Source organism: Imperialibacter sp. EC-SDR9 (assembly GCF_902498805.1).
Classification (GTDB): domain Bacteria; phylum Bacteroidota; class Bacteroidia; order Cytophagales; family Cyclobacteriaceae; genus Imperialibacter.
In genome coordinates, this window is record NZ_LR701578.1 from 1 (window position 1) to 17,733 (window position 17,733).

13 protein-coding genes are annotated in these 17,733 nt (G+C 45.5%); 5 read left to right on the forward strand and 8 right to left on the reverse strand.

All coding sequences use genetic code 11. From position 1 onward, the window contains the following. Nucleotides 1–136 precede the first annotated feature (136 nt). Complete coding sequence (gene cysS / locus GC130_RS06985) at nt 137–1,627, reverse strand: cysteine--tRNA ligase (protein ID WP_151997569.1); 1,491 nt, start codon at nt 1,625–1,627, stop codon at nt 137–139. Between the two features lie 212 nt (nt 1,628–1,839). On the opposite strand from cysS, the gene rimP reads away from it, so the two are divergent. From rimP to infB, 3 genes are read left to right on the forward strand one after another with little or no spacing between them, the layout of a single operon-like run. Next, the gene (gene rimP / locus GC130_RS06990) at nt 1,840–2,289 is read left to right on the forward strand and encodes a ribosome maturation factor RimP (RefSeq protein ID WP_151997570.1); all 450 of its coding nucleotides are present in this window, start codon (nt 1,840–1,842) and stop codon (nt 2,287–2,289) included. 10 nt (nt 2,290–2,299) lie between these two features. Continuing rightward, complete coding sequence (nusA, locus tag GC130_RS06995; RefSeq protein WP_151997571.1) at nt 2,300–3,541, forward strand: transcription termination factor NusA; 1,242 nt, start codon at nt 2,300–2,302, stop codon at nt 3,539–3,541. A 38-nt stretch (nt 3,542–3,579) separates the two neighbouring features. Beyond that, a complete protein-coding gene (gene infB / locus GC130_RS07000) occupies nt 3,580–6,402 on the forward strand; it encodes a translation initiation factor IF-2 (RefSeq protein ID WP_151997572.1) in 2,823 nt (940 codons plus the stop codon). A 222-nt stretch (nt 6,403–6,624) separates the two neighbouring features. On the opposite strand, the gene GC130_RS07005 is transcribed toward infB, so the two are convergent. After that, on the reverse strand, nt 6,625–7,515 hold the full coding sequence (locus tag GC130_RS07005; protein WP_151997573.1) for a sugar phosphate nucleotidyltransferase: 891 nt from the start codon (nt 7,513–7,515) through the stop codon (nt 6,625–6,627). A gap of 87 nt (nt 7,516–7,602) precedes the next feature. Between GC130_RS07005 and GC130_RS07010 the strand changes: the two genes are divergently transcribed. Further along, entirely contained in the window at nt 7,603–9,411 is a 1,809-nt protein-coding gene (locus GC130_RS07010) for a sodium:solute symporter family protein (protein ID WP_151997574.1), read from the forward strand. A gap of 97 nt (nt 9,412–9,508) precedes the next feature. Next, nucleotides 9,509–10,153: a DJ-1/PfpI family protein gene (locus tag GC130_RS07015; RefSeq protein WP_201568549.1), complete on the forward strand. Its 645-nt coding sequence runs from the start codon at nt 9,509–9,511 to the stop codon at nt 10,151–10,153. Nucleotides 10,154–10,179: 26 nt separating this feature from the next. Here GC130_RS07015 and GC130_RS07020 read toward each other — a convergent pair whose 3' ends face one another. From GC130_RS07020 to GC130_RS07045, 6 genes are all read right to left on the reverse strand, one after another. Next, entirely contained in the window at nt 10,180–11,214 is a 1,035-nt protein-coding gene (locus GC130_RS07020) for a hypothetical protein (protein ID WP_151997576.1), read from the reverse strand. A 99-nt stretch (nt 11,215–11,313) separates the two neighbouring features. Next, the gene (locus GC130_RS07025) at nt 11,314–12,771 is read right to left on the reverse strand and encodes a M28 family peptidase (RefSeq protein ID WP_151997577.1); all 1,458 of its coding nucleotides are present in this window, start codon (nt 12,769–12,771) and stop codon (nt 11,314–11,316) included. A gap of 144 nt (nt 12,772–12,915) precedes the next feature. After that, nucleotides 12,916–13,506: a NifU family protein gene (locus tag GC130_RS07030; RefSeq protein ID WP_151997578.1), complete on the reverse strand. Its 591-nt coding sequence runs from the start codon at nt 13,504–13,506 to the stop codon at nt 12,916–12,918. Between the two features lie 112 nt (nt 13,507–13,618). Then, nucleotides 13,619–14,953 carry a dicarboxylate/amino acid:cation symporter gene (locus GC130_RS07035; RefSeq protein ID WP_226940395.1) on the reverse strand — a complete coding sequence of 445 codons (1,335 nt, stop codon included), beginning with the start codon at nt 14,951–14,953 and terminating at the stop codon, nt 13,619–13,621. Further along, nucleotides 14,950–16,026, reverse strand: coding sequence for a chorismate synthase (aroC, locus tag GC130_RS07040; RefSeq protein ID WP_151997579.1), 1,077 nt, complete (start codon nt 16,024–16,026; stop codon nt 14,950–14,952). Before aroC ends, GC130_RS07035 begins: the two co-directional genes overlap by 4 nt. Next, nucleotides 16,027–17,487, reverse strand: a complete 1,461-nt coding sequence (locus GC130_RS07045; protein WP_151997580.1) for a BatD family protein — start codon at nt 17,485–17,487, stop codon at nt 16,027–16,029. Nucleotides 17,488–17,733: the final 246 nt, after the last annotated feature.

Consider the following 17,733-nt stretch of genomic DNA (forward strand, 5'->3'; position numbering starts at 1 on the left):
ATGCTCAAAGCCTAAATATCAATTTTACCCACTTCGTTAATCTTCAGGCTATGATGCAAAGCCGTAGAATTAGACCTGAAAGAACCCAGGCCGCACTTTTTTATTGCCGAAAATAGCCAAACTCAAGTGATTGGGCTTATTCTTCGTAAGCCCAATCAATTCCTTGTTTCATGTCTTTTAAGGTGATGCCCTCATTCTTTAGCAGGCTTCTTATTTCATCTACCTTATCATAGTTTTTTGCCTCTTTTGCTTCTTTATAAAGCGTAAGCAAAATACCTATGAGGTTTTTAGGCTCTACAATAAGTTCTTCTTTTAGCCCAAGAATTTCTTCAACAAAAGAAAGATAAGTAGATTTTAGCTTATCAAAGCCCTCTTGTCCGATTTCCCCATACTTAAGTCCGCCTGTTTGCAGCGAGTTGATCTTTTTCAAAAGATTGAACAGGTGCCCAATAGTAAGCGCAGTATTGAAGTCGTCGTTCATTGCCCTGTAGCAATTATCTGCCAAGCCATTGATTTGGTCAACAGCCTGCTGATTCTGGGCCACTCCTTCCTCCGGAACAAAACTCATTTCTTTAATCAGCTTCAGTCCGTTCATTAGCTTCTTGTAGCCTTTGTTGGCAGCAGATAAAGCTTCGTTGGAAAAATCAAGCGTGCTGGCATAGTGGCTTTGCAGCATAAAGAAACGCACCGTCATCGGGCTGTATGGCCTGTCGAGCAATTCGTGTGTGCCAGTAATCAGCTCTGAAGGCAGAAAAGAATTACCCAGCGACTTACTCATCTTCTGGCCATTCACAGTCAGCATGTTCGTATGCAGCCAATATTTTACCGGCTCTTTCCCGGAGGCACCAACAGACTGCGCTATTTCACATTCATGGTGGGGAAACTTCAGATCCATACCGCCGCCATGTATATCAAACGACTCTCCAAGGTACTTCGTGCTCATCACAGAGCACTCGAGGTGCCAGCCAGGGAAACCAATTCCCCAGGGAGAATTCCACCGCATGATATGTTCGCTAGAGGCGTTCTTCCAGATAGCAAAATCCAGCGGGTTTCTCTTCTCGTCCTGTCCATCCAGCTCCCGGGTGTTAGCCATCAAATCATCTACAACCCTACCTGACAGTTTACCATATTGATATTTCTCATTGAACTTGCCGATATCAAAATAAACAGACCCTTTAGACTCGTAAGCATATCCATGATCTATAATGGTCTTAATCATCTCTATTTGTTCGAGAATATGGCCAGTTGCCGTCGGTTCTATGCTGGGAGGCAAAGCGTTGAAAATATCCATCACCTGGTGGAACCCATTGGTGTATTTCTGCACCACCTCCATCGGTTCCAGGTTCATGAGCTTTGCTCTTTTTCCGATTTTATCTTCTCCGTCGTCAGTATCGCCCGTCAAGTGCCCTACATCTGTAATATTTCTGACGTAGCGAACCTTGTATCCCAGATGCAAAAGGTATCTGTAAATAATGTCGAAACTGATAAACGTACGGACATTACCCAAATGCACATCATTGTAAACCGTAGGCCCGCAGACATACATACCCACATAGGGCGGATTGATGGGCACAAACTCTTCCTTTTGCTTAGTTAAAGAATTGAATAATCTTAGTTTCGGGATCATGCGGCAAATTTAACAATTGTAAGCAGAAGGCAACATTCTTTATTTAAGGAGTCCTCCGGTCAACATATTTGCTTTCAAACGATCACAAGAACACTTTGTTTGGGAGAAGTTTGAGAGGGGCCCTTTGTTAACAAGAAAAATTAATATAAATTTGCGGCTGGATTAAGAAAAAGGGGACGAGCGTCCCCTTTCTTTATATAGTTTGGTTTGGTATGGCTGAGGAATCGATTATAAAAGGTTGGCTTGACGAAATAATAGACAGTGACCTGTTTGTGGTTGAAGTGTCACTAACCGGCCCAAAGAACGCTCAAAAGCTGAGAGTGTTTCTGGATGGGGACAGTGGAATCACCATCGAGCAGTGTGCGAAGATTAGCCGAAAGTTAGCTGCCAAACTAGATGAAGAAGACTTGATCAAAGATGCGTATCAGCTAGAGGTGTCTTCTGCAGGCATTGATCAGCCCCTGAAGTTGTTGAGGCAGTACTATAAGAACATAGGCAGGTCGGTGAAGGTATTTAAAGCTGACGGAAAAGAGGAAAAGGGCAAGTTGATAGCTGTGAGTGAGCAGGAGATTCAAATAGAAGTAAAAAATAAAAAAGTCACCGAAATGAGCACAATACTATTTCAGGACATTCATCATACAAAAGTTTTAGTCACCTTTTAGGCAGTTTACTATGGATAGCGTATTTCTTATAGAATCCTTTGCGGATTTTGCAAAGAGAAAAAACATTGACCGCCCAACAATGATCCGTATCCTGGAGGATGTATTCAGGACTATGATCAGGAAGAGATTTGAAACTGATGAGAACTTTGACATCATTATCAATGCGGACAAAGGAGACCTTGAGATTTGGCGGTTCAGAGAAATCGTAGACGATAACTCGGAAGACATTTGGGATCACGATAAAGTAAGCCTTACAGAAGCAAGAAAAATAGAGCCTGACTTTGAGATTGGAGAAGAGGTAGCAGAAGAAGTTAAGCTTGAAGACTTTGGTAGAAGAGCGGTACAAATGGCCCGCCAAACGCTTATTCAGAAAATCAAAGACCTTGAGAAGGACATCCTTTTCCAGAAGTATAAGGAACTCGTGGGCGAGATCATCCTTGGTGAAGTTTACCAGGTGCTTGGGAGAGAGATACTATTGGTTGATGCTGAGGGGAATGAGTTGATCCTGCCAAAATTTGAGCAGATTCCTAAGGATCGCTTTAAGAAGGGGGAAAATGTACGTGCGATTGTTCATAGAGTGGAAATGGTCAATGGAAACCCAAAGATTATTCTTTCCAGAACCTCGACCGTTTTCCTTGAAAGGCTTTTTGAAAGCGAAGTGCCAGAGGTTTATGATGGCTTGATCACCATTAAAAAGGTAGTTCGTGAGCCTGGAGAAAGAGCCAAGGTGGCTGTAGAATCTTACGACGACAGGATTGACCCGGTTGGTGCCTGCGTAGGCATGAAAGGCTCAAGGATTCACAGTATCGTGAGAGAGCTTGAAAATGAAAATATAGATGTTATCAACTTTACTGAAAACACTGAGCTGTATATATCAAGGGCGTTGAGTCCCGCAAAAATATCCAGCATGAAAGTGGAGCCTGAAAATGGAAGAGTGTCTGTGTACCTCAAGCCTGACCAGGTGTCGTTGGCGATCGGAAAAGGTGGACAGAATATCAAACTGGCCAGCCGTTTGGTGGATCTTGAAATCGATGTGTTCCGTGAGCTTGAAGGTCATGAAGTAGAGGACGTATCACTGGATGAATTCTCAGATGAAATTGAAGGCTGGGTAATTGACGAGCTCAAGAAAATCGGCCTCGACACTGCCCGTAGCGTTCTTAATTTGACAAAGGAAGAACTCATCCGAAGGACCGATTTGGAGGAGGAAACAGTACAGGATGTGCTCTCTATCCTACGTCAGGAATTTGAATAATAATTTTAATAACACGCTTTAAAGAGTCATATTTGCGTATGAGTGAAGACAGAATGTGGAGACTAAGCCAGGTCGCCAGAAAGTTGAATGTTGGTACAAATACTGTCATTCAGGCTCTGGAGAAGAAGGGCTTTTCAATCGATAGCAGCCCGAATGCCAAGCTCACTCAGGAGCAGTACGATCTTTTGGCAAGAGAATTTGCTACTTCTGCCCACGAGAAAGAAGAAGCTTCCGGCATTACTATTGGTAAGAAGCATTCTGACAATGTGGTTATCAATACGAACTCTCCACAGGAGAGCGGATCGTCTGATGAAGAAGAAGAAATCTTAATAAAGAACCTTTCCAGCAAAGAGCAGCCTAAGGAAGAAGCTGCTGAAGAGGTGGAGGAGCCAAAAACTCAAACCCCGAAACTTCAGGGAATTAAAGTTGTAGGCAAAATAGATCTTGAGCCCAAAAAGGCTTCTAAAAAAGAAGCGGAAGATGCTCCCAAAGCTCCTACTCCTGAGCCTCCTAAAGAGGAAAAGAAGGTAGTAGAAGAGGCCCCTAAAGTGGTGGCCAAAGTAGAAACACCTGAACCTCCCGCCGAAGTCGCTGAAGAGCCCAAGGCTCCAAAAGAAGAACCCAAAGAGGCTACTGAAAAAGTAGCCGAGGAGCCGCCGATGCTGGCCAAGCCCGAACCAATTATCAAAAAAGAGGATCGGGTAATTGAGGCTAAGGCTGACGCTCTCAAGGGTCTGACTGTTCTTGGGAAAATAGAACTGCCAGAGGCAAAGAAAAAGCAACCAGTTGCCAGCTCTGACGACAGAGACAAGAAGAAAAAGAAACGTCCACGCAAACGCATAGTTGTTGAAGGGAAGGACAGTGGCGATGCTCCGAGGTTCAAAAAACCAGAAGGCGACAGGCCTGCCAGCACACCCGGCAAAGGACGATTCGAGAAAAAAGAAGAGGTCTCCGACAAGGAGATTCAGGATAAAATAAAAGCTACTCTCGCCAGGTTGAGCAAGGGTAGTAAGCCCGGGCAAGGAGCCAACAGGTCAAAATACAGGAGAGATAAGAGATCGGCCAAAGCTGAGGCGGAAGAAGAGAAGATGCTCCAGCAGCAGGAGGATTCGAAGACCCTTAAGGTGACTGAGTTTATTTCTGCCAATGACCTTGCCTCATTAATGGGGGTTTCTGTTAACGACGTAATTTCTGCTTGTTTAAGCATGGGAATCTTCGTTTCTATTAATCAGCGTCTCGATGCAGAAACGATTACCGTAATTGCGGACGAATTCGGTTTTGATATTGAATTCTCAACGTCAGAAGAAGAGTCAGAAGCTATTAATACTGAGGATGATATTGAGGACGATGAGCCCAGAGCGCCTATTGTTACCATCATGGGCCACGTTGACCACGGTAAAACTTCGCTTCTCGACTATATAAGGAAGACCAAAGTTACAGCGGGCGAGGCTGGTGGCATCACGCAGCACATCGGTGCATACGATGTAGAAACCACGGGCGGCAACAAAATTGCCTTCCTCGACACACCAGGTCACGAAGCATTTACTGCCATGCGTGCCAGAGGTGCGGCGCTTACCGATATTGCAATCATTGTGGTGGCAGCAGACGACAACGTCATGCCTCAAACCAAGGAAGCCATTAACCATGCGAAAGTAGCTGGTGTTCCGATAGTAATTGCTATCAACAAAGTTGACAAGGCAAACGCCAACCCAAACAAGATCAAAGAGGAGTTATCCCAAATCAACATTCTTGTGGAAGATTGGGGTGGAAAATACCAATGCCAGGAGATTTCAGCGAAAACAGGCCAGGGCATCGACGACCTGCTTGAAAAAGTACTTTTGGAAGCTGAAATCCTTGAACTGAAAGCGAAGGCTTCTAAAAAAGCCGTAGGAAGCGTTATCGAAGCTTCTCTTGACAAAGGCAGAGGTTACGTAGCCACCGTGATGGTACAAAACGGAACCCTGAATATTGGTGATGTGGTATTGGCTGGCTCTCACTTCGGTAAAGTGAAAGCGATGTTTGACCACAGAGGCACCAGGCTGAAACAAGCCGGGCCTTCAACGCCGGTGCTTTTGCTTGGTCTTGATGGAGCTCCTCAAGCTGGTGAAAAGCTGAACGTAATGGAAAGTGACCGTGAGGCACGTGACATTGCCTACAAGCGTCAGCAAATTCAACGTGAGCAGAACCTGCGAACCAAGAAGCATATTACGCTTGATGAAATTGGGCGACGTTTGGCCATTGGCTCATTTAGAGAACTTAACGTGATTGTGAAAGGTGATGTTGACGGTTCTATTGAGGCACTTGCCGACTCATTGCTTAAGCTTTCAACGCCGGAAGTTCAAGTCAACATCATACATAAAGCTGTGGGCCAGATTTCAGAATCAGACGTTTTGCTAGCCTCTGCTTCCGATGCGATCATCGTTGGTTTCCAGGTGAGGCCTTCTTCAAGTGCACGCCGTTTGGCTGAGCAGGAAGAAATCGAGATCAGACTTTACTCGATCATCTACGACGCTATCAACGAAATCAAAGATGCCATGGAAGGCATGCTTGCGCCGGAGTTCCAGGAGGTTATTACTGGTAACGTGGAGATTCGTGAGGTGTTTAAGATCTCGAAAGTTGGTACAGTGGCAGGTTGTATGGTGACCGATGGTTTCATTAAGAGAAACAATCAGATCAGAATAATACGTGACGGTATTGTGGTTTACACCGGCGAAATACAACAGCTCCGCAGATTCAAAGACGACGTAGCTGAAGTAAAACAAGGCTATGAGTGCGGTATAAGCATCAAAAACTTCAATAATCTCGAAGAAGGGGATATCATTGAAGGCTTTGAACAACGTGAAGTAAAACGCTCTCTTTAACAGAGCTGATAAATAAAAGTAAATCCGGCCAGTTGGCCGGATTTTTTGTTTCTGGGATTATGAAGCTACTCCAGGCAACAATGGTCATTTTTTTTATGCTAATACTAGCAGGCCTTTACCGTCCCTGGTGGGTGCTATGGTGGATGCCCCGCCAAAACAGAAAAAAGGTACTCCTGATGTATGGAATACCTTTTCTTCTGATGCTACTCATCTATGTCTTTTTCAACTGAGCCCGGAAGGATACTCTCCACTGCTAACTAGCTGATGCAGTTTTTGCATGACCATATCTTTCTCCTGGCTGTAGGTTACACCCATCCAATCATTGCCGTCAGGTAGAACGTCGACAATGGCGTTTTTCTTCTGCATCAGGTTTGTAACTGCAGAGGGGATATAAAATTCTGCCTTTAGCTCATTTTTATTTGCAGCATAGAACTCGTCCCAAATGCCGACAAGCTCAGGAAACAAAGCAGGTGTGAAGCCCCAAAAATTCATTGAAACGAAGCCCTTAGGATCCAAAATTTCCGGGTTGGCTTCATTTTCTTCATTGACAATATTAGCACCTGACTGAAGTATTTTGGTTTTCTCTACCACAGATATCAACTTGCCGTCGGCGTCCACATTGCATATCCCTCTCGCAACCGATCCGGCATCTGAGAGCGTCTCCACCAGCGGATAGCCTACCATGCTAAAATGGAGCGCCTTTGGGTCAACGGACTGGAGAAACTTGCCCATTGCCAGGTAGGCTTTTCTTCCGTAAAAATCGTCGGCATTGATAATAGCGAACGGCTCCTTAACCACGTCTTTTGTTGACAGCACAGCTTGGCCAGTTCCCCACGGCTTCACCCTGTCAGGGTGTTGCGCAGGAGGTGTCTGAAATACGAACTCAATCTCAATCTTGTCACCCCACCACTTGTTCAGGTGCTCGTACAAAACATCCCGCAAATCTTTACGGGTGATAATAACCACCTTGGTAAACCCTGCTTGAATTGAGTCATAAATCCCATAGTCCATCAGCCACTCACCAGAGGGCCCAAAAGAGTCGGCCTGCTTTATTCCACCGTATCGACTTCCTATTCCGGCGGCCAGTATTACCAAACTTGTTGATTGCGTCATATTATCTGTAATTCTTTTTTTAATGGGGTCTGTTTCGGCATGCAAATTTTATATTTTACGGGTTCGAAACAAAAACTATACTCCAAAATGGTCTTAAGCACACTCGACTGGGTAATAATAGCGGTTTTTTTTGCTATTGTAGTAGGAATTGGATGGGTTGCCTCGCTCACCGCCGGGAAAAGCACCTCTGAATACTTTCTGGGCGGTAGAGGAATGCCCTGGTGGTTGCTCGGTATTTCCATGGTGGCCTGTACTTTTTCGGCAGACACCCCCAACCTGGTAACAGGAATGGTGCGTGAAAACGGTGTGGCAAAAAACTGGGCCTGGTGGGCGTTTCTCATCACTGGTATGGTGACGGTCTTCATCTATGCCAGACTCTGGAGACGCTCCAACGTAATGACCGACCTGGAGTTCTACGAGTTGAGGTACAGCGGAAAATATGCTTCCTTCCTGCGGGGATTCAGGTCCCTGTATCTTGGCATTTTCTTCAACTGCCTGATCATGGGAACAGTTACGCTGGCCGCTATCAAAATTGGGCAGATCATGCTTGGTATCGAAAACCCAGTTTACATTGTGGTGGGTGCCTCAATAGGGGTTGTTATTTATGCGACAATTGGTGGAATAAAGGGAGTGATTTGGGCAGACTTCTTTCAGTATTCAATTGCTATGCTTGGTGCAGTAATAGCTGCCGTGGTTGCAGTTAGCGATGAGAGAGTGGGTGGCCTGACCAAGCTGCTGGCTCACCCGAATGTGATGCCAAAACTGGATATTTTCCCAAGTTTTGACGATCCAAAGCAGTTCTTGCCATTACTTATTATCCCCATCGCAGTGCAGTGGTGGTCAGTTTGGTACCCTGGCGCAGAACCGGGCGGTGGAGGTTATATTGCCCAACGAATGTTGTCAGCTAAAGATGAAAAGAATGCCATCGGGGCTACACTACTTTTCAATTTTGCACACTATGCGCTCCGCCCTTGGCCCTGGATCCTGGTGGCGCTAGCCTCACTGGTTATCTTCCCTGACCTGGCTTCAATAAAAGCTGAATTCCCCGGTATTAGTGACAACTATCTGGGTCACGACATAGCGTATCCTGCTATGCTAACACTTTTAGGCACTGGCTGGAAGGGACTTGTTGTTGCTTCAATTATTGCTGCCTACATGTCCACCATCGGAACACACCTCAACTGGGGCTCATCCTACGTGGTCAACGATTTTTACAAACGCTTCGTAAAGCCAGACGCCACTGAAAAACAGCAGGTGTCTATCGCCCGTTTCACTACCGTCGGGTTAATGATTTTCGCTGCAACCTTCTCGCTTACTATCCTTAAGAATGCTACGCAGGCATTTGATATCCTGCTTCTCTCCGGAGCCGGCACAGGTGCCATTTACATCCTCAGGTGGTTTTGGTGGAGAATCAACGCACTTACTGAGATTGTTGCCATGGTAGTAGCTACTGTTCTGGCCTTTCTGCTGGTGCTGGTGATAAGTCCTGAAGCACTTGACAACGCCTATCTGGACGTTTTCTCAACCCGCCTTTTAATATCTCTATTTGGCGTTAGTGCTGCCTGGATTTCTACTACTCTGCTCACCAAGCCTGAAGATAAAGAGACACTAAGAAGCTTTTACCTGAGAACCCAACCTGGCGGGCCTGGCTGGAAAAAAGTCGTTGATGAAGCCATGAGCGAAGGCATTGTGCTGGATGCTTCCAAAGGCGCAAACTGGCAAATGCCCTTGCAAGTAATGATGGTATTTGTAGGTTGTGTAAGCATCTACTGTTCGCTGTTTGGTATTGGAAGCTTTATCTACGGAAACATCGGTCTTGGATTCGGTCTTTTGGGCATAGCCGCCGCCGGTACGGTTATCCTGTTCAGAAATCTGGGCAAGCTTTCTTTGAAGTAAGCACATTATGGATAGTTGGAGGATACATGCTGCTGTTGTCCTGGGAACCGCACTCCTATTTTCTTTGCAAGCATGTCAACAAAACGGGGAATCAGCAGTGGCTGACTCCCCGTTTGATTCTTCTCACCTGCCAACTGACACACTGAATGTTGGCTTCCTCGCCATCAATGGCGTCTACAATTCTGAGTTGATGGCTCCTTTTGACGTATTTCAGCATACTGTATTTCACACCTCTCCAGGCATGAAAACATTCATCGTGTCTCCCACCCATGAGCCCATCAAAACATTTGAAGGAATCAAAATCATACCTGATTTTAGTTTTGACGATACTCCGTCCATTGATGTACTGGTGGTGCCCAGTGCTGAGCACAACATGGACACCGACTTGCAGGATTCGGTTCTGATCGAATTTGTGAAAGATAAGGGCGCAAAGGCCAAATTTATTATGTCGTTATGCGATGGAGCCTTCATACTCGCCCAGGCCGGCCTTCTCGACAATTTGAAATGCACAACCTTCCCTTCCGATATCGGGAAGTTCAAAAAAATGTTCCCTCACCTCAATGTTCAGGAGGGATACAGTTTCGTTCACGACGGAAAAGCCATTACTTCCTCAGGCGGCGCCAAATCATACGACCCTGCCATGTATTTGGTGGAATATCTGTATGGTAAAAAGGTAGCCCGAGGCATAGGTGGCGGCTTAGTGATCGACTGGAAGCTGGAAGAGGTTAAGCACATGCAATAGTGCCATGCAGCCTGCCTTCAACTAAACTAGAATCGTTTGCTGAATACCTCTGTTCGTTTGGTTTTATAATCATAAATCCTGACCTCGAAAAAATGATGTCCTCTATCGATCAGTTCCCGAAAATCGTACTGAATCCCTTCAAGTTTAAAGTCCTTCACAAATTTGTTGGAAAGCGTTCGCTTGGTAACTGCGTCCGTAATAGTTACCTGCAGGTTGGTACCCTTCCTCACGGCAAATGGGAAAAAAGCTGTCGTGTTCTCCCTTGCTGGCGTCGCCTCTGTTAGTACTGCCTCCTCATGAAGATAGAGCCGGTGCTCATTATTGGCATCAACGAGATAAACTTCATAAGAATACTTACCAAATCCCGTCAGCGTGTCTTTCAACAGGTATTCAAACCCCACGCCACCACGGCTATTGAAAGCCAATGGCAATTGCCAACGTTTATTGTCAGTCTTACTTGTTCTTATAACGGAAAAATGGCTTACCTCCGATGTGTCGGGCTGGTATTCCCAGCGCAACTCGACTGTCTTCTCATTAGCTTCCAATATTCCTTCCGCCAAAGGGTCTTCGATCAGCACCGGAAGTCCATTAGCTTTGTCCGACACCTCGATAGTAAAATTGCAGAAATCCCCCAGATACCCATCAATGATCATAAAATGTCTGACATTAGGCTCAGGGCTATTTACTTTAAAATAAAAATCGTCGGCGGTGGCAGGTGAGTTGCAGGAGATAATCTCGTAGGTCTCCGTTTTGCAAAGCTCACCTTTGAAAACAACCAACTGCACACCCCTATCATCCTTGCAACGCTCATGCCTTACGTTGACGTAAAATGAACTCTCATCAGCGGGGATATAGGAAAACCACTGGTCGTTATGGTACTGTATGCATTGGCCTGTAAGCTTTTCGTCAATGCAGGCTCTCTCCACAGTATTGTTGTCGGTAGAAGATCGTGTAAGCGTATTAAGAACTAGTTGGCTAACGCCCGTTGACAGGTCATTAGAAGTTTGAGCTTTGGCCCAAAAAGTGATCAAAAACAGAATTAATGTAAAAAGCGCCCTCATTATGTGACATTTGGCCTTACAGCAAGATACACACCACTTACTCCCCAGAGAAATAAAAAAGGGGCCGTTGCCCCTTTCTATAATTATGTGGATTAACTATCAATCGTCAGCCGACCATCTCCAGTCGCCCTGTATCCTCAGCTTAAGCTTCAAGCCCTGATCTTCCAGCAACTTGCGGGTGCTTTCGTCATCCAGCTTAGCTGCTGGGAGCTCCTGTGCCCTGTCCAGCTCGTAAAGCATCATGCTGGAAAAACGAACATTGTTGACCAGGTGCTCTTCGTTAACAAGGTCGATGTCATCGCAGTCGGCATGATAGCAGTCGTACACCGAACGATCCAGGTTACTTACCGGTGCAAAGAAGGGGACGCCTTCCAGCATAAACGACTGATGGTCGCTATGAAGACCAGCCCTGTTCGCAAATTTATTAGTGAATGTGCTATCCACTGCCTTTATCCTGTCGCCTGCGTCTACAAAAAACTTTTCGGCCTCCAACCTGCCACCAGCATTAAATCCAACAGCATTAGAGGAAGCGTCCAGATTGAAAACATATTTCAGATTCTCAATTTCGCCTGATTCTTTGAGGGCATTAACATAGTGTTTCGAACCCAGCAGTCCTTCTTCTTCCCCCATCCACATCACAAACTTAAGTGTTCTGCGTGGCTTGATGTCCAGCGCCTTAAAGGTTCGGGCTATGTCGATAACAGAGAAAGAACCGATGCCGTTGTCGATAGCACCCGTTGCCAAATCCCACGAGTCGAGATGGCCGCCGGTAAGAATAACTTCGCTAGCCTTGTCTGTTCCAGGGATAGTGGCTACCACATTTCTTGCTTTGATCACTTCGCTGAAGTTTGTCATTTCAAGCTTGGCTTTCACCGCTCCGGCAGTCAGCTTGTCTTTTAATGCAAGGCCATCCTCATAGCCAATGCACACCGCAGGAATTGGAATAAGGCTTCCTGTAACCGAGGCAGTTCCGGTCAATAAAACCCCACCTTCTACCTGATTGAAGAAAATAATTCCGGCAGCACCATTGTCGATGGCCAGTTTTGTTTTTTCAGATCTATGCAGATTTTTAGAAGGGTCTACCGTTTCAGGCAAAATACTGATGTACACAAATACAATCTTGCCTTCCACTGCCCCAGGATTAGCCTCATAGTCTTCCTCTATCCCGTTACCCATGTCAATAATTTCGCCTTCAAGGTCTACACTTACAGGTGAGTGGGCCAGGCTGACGGAGCTTACCTCTTCCCAATCAGATCCACTGCTAAACTGCGTTTTTACTTCTCCACGGCTCCATGACTCAACCTCGAAGGGGTCATATGCAACATCAATGCCGTACGATTTGAAGAGGTTATAAGTGTATTCCTCTGCCTTGGCTCCGTTTTCGGATCCAGTAAGCCTGTGACCTACCTTAACCATGCAATCTGCCAGTGTGGAGTACACTTTTGAGTTGGTCAGTGTCTCTTTGTTAATCTCCTCCAGCATGTTCACTGGCGGCTTTTGTTCACAGCCAAACGCCACCAGCGCAACTGCGAATAAAATGGATAAATGTCTTTTCATCGATTGAAATTTAGGTTTGTGCTGCGATTTACTAACAAAAACGGAGAACGAGAAAGGTATTTTTATTGGTGGTTATACTGTGTGAAAACAAAAAAAACCCAAGGACAGCATCCTTGGGGCCAATAATCAAATATGTCATTGTTGTTAAAGGCTGACTGCCTCTACTGACTGCACTTCAGGCACCATTCTTTTGAGCAAGTTCTCAATACCTGCTTTCAATGTCACCATGCTGGAAGGACAGCCACTGCAAGAGCCCTGCAATGCTACTTTTACAACACCGTCTTCAAAATCCTGGAACACAATGGCTCCGCCGTCCGACTCAACTGCAGGCTTGATGTATTCTTCCAACACGCTCTTGATGTTTTTTACCACATCCGGGTCGCTGTCGAGTATGTCGTTTTGAAGGGGGTCTGCTTTTATCAAAACAGGTTTTTCAGCTTCCAGGTATTCCCTGATATGGGTTTTCAGCTGATCCTGAATATCTATCCACTCAACATTTTCGTCCTTTGTGATCGTTACAAAGTTATTCATGTAGAATACCCTCTTTACAAAGGCATAGTTGAAAAGCTCTTTTGCCAGTGGGGCATGCTCTGCGCTCGCCTCATCGGGGAAGTCATAGTTTTCTCCTTCACCAACCAACATAAAGTTGGCGACAAATTTTAATGAATTGGGGTTGGGATTGTTCTCCAGGTATAGAGTAACAAGCCTTTGAGACTTCTTTATCGTAGATTCCATTGGTTTCAGAATTTTAGCTTACTTAGGAACAACCTGCTGCCAAATAAGTTCAGCAGCGCTGCTTTGTGTTTTAATGCACCAAAGATACAATCTGTCACCGACAAATATTCACTTAGGAGACAGTGTCAGAATTGAGGAGGCCTTTGTCAAATTCGCTGGCGAGGTCGCCCTCTGAAGCAGCCACTATCACAGCTACCGAGGCATCACCGGTAACATTCACAATGGTGCGAACCATATCGAGAGGCCTGTCAATAGCAATTATCAAGGCTAGCCCTTCAGGCTCCACACCTATAGCGCCCAACACGATCACCAGCATAATTAGCCCCGCACTTGGTACAGCCGCCGCTCCAATAGACGACAAGGTGGCGGTGAGCACGATAATTAGCTGGTCAGCGAGCGTAAGATCGTGGCCAAAAGCCTGCGCAATAAACACGGCCGATACTGCCTGGTGAATGCTGGTGCCGTCCATGTTGATGGTGGCACCAAGAGGAAGCACAAAGCTTGTGACTTCTTCCGACACACCAAGGTTTTTCTCCACACAATCCATGGTTACAGGCAGAGTAGCCGCACTCGAGCTTGTTGTGAATGCCAACATCTGAGCCGGAAAAATACCCTTGATGAATTGTACGTACTTTATTTTTGTGAAAATTCTAATAAAGAGCGGGTATATAAGAAAAATCATAGTGCCCAGTCCTCCAAGAACTGTGAGGGCGTAAACCCCCAGTGCTTTAAACAAGTCGACAGCACCTGAAGGGTCATCTCCGGCGATATCAACGAGCAGCCCTGCAATAAGCGCAAAAACGCCGATTGGAGCATACTTCATTATAATATGCACAACATTCAACAGGGTGATATTAATACCCTCGAAAAAACCCTTCACCGGCTCAAGTTTGTCTTTCGGCGACATCACCATGGCGATGCCCAGCATGAATGCAAAGAAAATCACTTGCAGCATAGCCCCATTGTCAGTTGCGGCCTTAAAAAAGTTGTCAGGCACAATATCTTCAAGCATTTGAAGAGGCCCCGACTCTTCCACGCCCTTGGCACTGGTCATTTTCAGGTTCGCATCTGAAGCGTATTTCATACGAAGCTCTTCCCTTTTGTCGCCAGGAAGAAACTTGCCAGGTTGAATCGTATTCACCAATAGCAACCCAATGGTAATGGCAACTACCGTTGTGAATAAATAAAAGCCAATAGTTTTTCCGCCTATTCTCGAGAGCTTGGTGAGGTCGCTCAGATTAGAAATGCCATCAATTAGGGACACCAGCACCAGAGGAACTGCTATCAGCTTCAGCATTTTGATGAAGATGGTGCCGAATGGCTTCACCCAGTCTGTTGTAAATTCACCAAGGCCGCCGAAAATAGCGATCATCCCCCACACCACTCCGGCCAGCATTGCAATTACTATCCAGAGGTGTAAGGGAATTTTTTTCTTTTGGCGTGTCACAGTTTAACGGTTTTGTTGATCAAATAGTAGTCGGCTATAACAAGTGCTGACATTGCCTCTACAATTGGCACTGCCCTTGGCACTACGCAGGGGTCGTGGCGGCCTTTTCCAGTTACTGTAGTGGCATCACCATGCAAATCAACGCTCTCCTGATCTGTCATAATAGTGGCTACAGGTTTAAAGGCTATCCTGAAATATATATCTTCTCCATTAGAAATACCACCCTGAATTCCACCTGAGTGATTTGTTTTCGTTTTAACGGTATCGCCATCCTTATAAAAAACGTCGTTGTGTTCCGACCCCCTCATAGTAATTCCTTCGAAACCGCTTCCAAACTCAAATCCCTTCACGGCATTGATGCTCAGCATGGCTTTGCCGAGTTCCGCATGAAGCTTTTCAAAAACTGGCTCACCAAGCCCCGGAGGCACACCTTTTATCACGCCGGTCACAATGCCCCCAATCGTGTCTCTGCTCTTTCTAACTTCATCGATCAGGTCGATCATCTTTTCGGCCATTGGCCCATCAGGGCAACGCACAATGTTGTCATCGATTTTTCCGAGGTCCAGCTCCTGATAAGATTTTTCAAGCTTTAAACCGCCTACTTGCGACACATACGCATAGCACTCAATACCGAGGGTTTTCAGAAACATTTTTGCTATTGACCCGGAAGCCACTCTGGCAGCAGTTTCTCTTGCTGAGCTTCGCCCACCACCCCGGTAGTCTCTTACACCGTATTTAACCTGATAAGTATAGTCGGCGTGGGATGGCCGAAATTTTTCAGCAATGTGGGAATAGTCTTTGCTGCGCTGATCTTCATTGTAAATCACCATACCAATAGGTGTTCCGGTTGCCTTCCCTTCAAAAATCCCTGAAAGGAGTTCCACCTTGTCACCCTCCTGGCGCTGAGTAGTGATTTTTGACTGGCCAGGCTTTCTCCGGTCTAGTTCTGCCTGAATAAAGTCTTCGTTGATTTCGAGCCCGGCCGGGCAGCCTTCCAGCACTGCGCCAATACCTTTTCCATGCGACTCACCAAAGGTGGATATTTTAAAGAGCTTCCCGAATGAGCTTCCCATCTATTTTCTTTTCACGTACAATGCAGCGGTAAGCGCTAACATAATTAAAATAAAAACGTTGGCAAAAATACGTGATGAGCCGGCACTTGAAAGTTTTACAAGGGTATTTTCTTCCAGGCCAATTCTGTCATAAAAAGAGCCGAGGTCGCTGGATGAAATATATTCATTTCTACGGCTCTCTCCTTTCACCACCAATTCCACTCTCGATTTAAGTGTATCGTATTTGGCCTCTTCGGGGTTAAAGAACACCATTTGGAAGTAGTCCGACAGTTTGTACCCGCCTGGCTCATTGGGAATCCCAAAATAATTGAAAGTCTTTGTGCCTCTCACCTTCCCGTTATTTCTGTTCACACTTTGCTTTACGTTGGGGTCGTAAAAGTCGAAAGCCTTACTTTGTGCTACCTGAGGCTTGTTAATGGCAGAGATATTTCCTTCCCCGGCTACTATAAATGAATAATTAAAACTGTCGCCAGTGTTCAACTCTGTACTGCTGATCTCTTCTTGCAGCCTGTATTTACCCACCGGCACAGTTTGCTTCAACGGATGCGGCGGAAGGTCTTTGACAGCCACCACCTTTTCTTTGGAACTAAAGGTCTTATAGTCCTCCATTCTATTCTGTCCAAAAAATGTTGGGTTCTTTGCAACCTTGTATTTAATCAGCTCCAAACCCACAGAGGGAAATTTGATGTCGTCGAGGTTGAGGGGGTAGTAGGTAGCCTGATAAAGTTTATACTGCGAATACCGCTTTCCATTGATAGTTACGGGCTCCTTCTGCACATTTTCAATGTTGTAGTTTTCCTCCCAGGTGTTGGCAGGTTTTACTTTCTTCACGATGTCGGTCAGCTGCTTGCCAAGCTCATAAAACTGAAGCGGCGCCTTGTTCTCCTCGGCGACATAAAAAGCAAGGGTGGTTGTAAAACCCTCTCCGACAAACACCTCATCCTTGTCGGTAGTGAGAGCCAAAAAAGCCTCGTCCTTAATATCAACAAACTCATTTGGTGTGCTTTTCCGACCGAAGAAGTCTTCAAATGGGTCAGCCCCGAACGGATCTGCCTGCTGCCTTCTGGCGTTAACCGGGGGGCCCACTTTGATGATTTGCCCCTCAGATTTGAACTTTTCTCCGTTAACGGTGATGGTAAACGGCTGAAGGCGGAAACTGCCCTCCCTCTGTGGGGCATAATTTTGAGTAATACTCTGGGTAGAGCTCATTTTCCCATTAATGAAATTAGTAGATGTGGAAGAAGACGTGCCTCTTTTTACAAATCCCGAAATTTCAGGAAATTCATCATAGCTTCTCAGTCGGTCATTTTGAACAGTAACCGTAATTGTAAAATATTGATTGAGAGCCATTTCTGAAGGCCCCAGGTCAACAGAAATTTCCTGAGAATAGGATTTTTCCAATATCAAGAGCGTCGCAGCAGCTATCAAAAAACTGGTCTTTGCAAACGATTTCAAACGCATAAAATTGTATTTTATGTTAAATCTATTTCCAGATTAAGATTTCATTAAAAGTAGGACAAATCTTTGCCAATTACCCAACATTTTTTTAAGTTCGACGTACTTAAAACCGACGTAAAGTCTAAACGATTGAAAACGACTGTATGTTATGTTAAGAACAAGAATGCCCATGTTAGAGTACTTTAAAACAATCTTAAGCAAAGTTAGCTTTGACAAATTTCTTTTCGAAAAGGAATTGAAAAAAGCTAT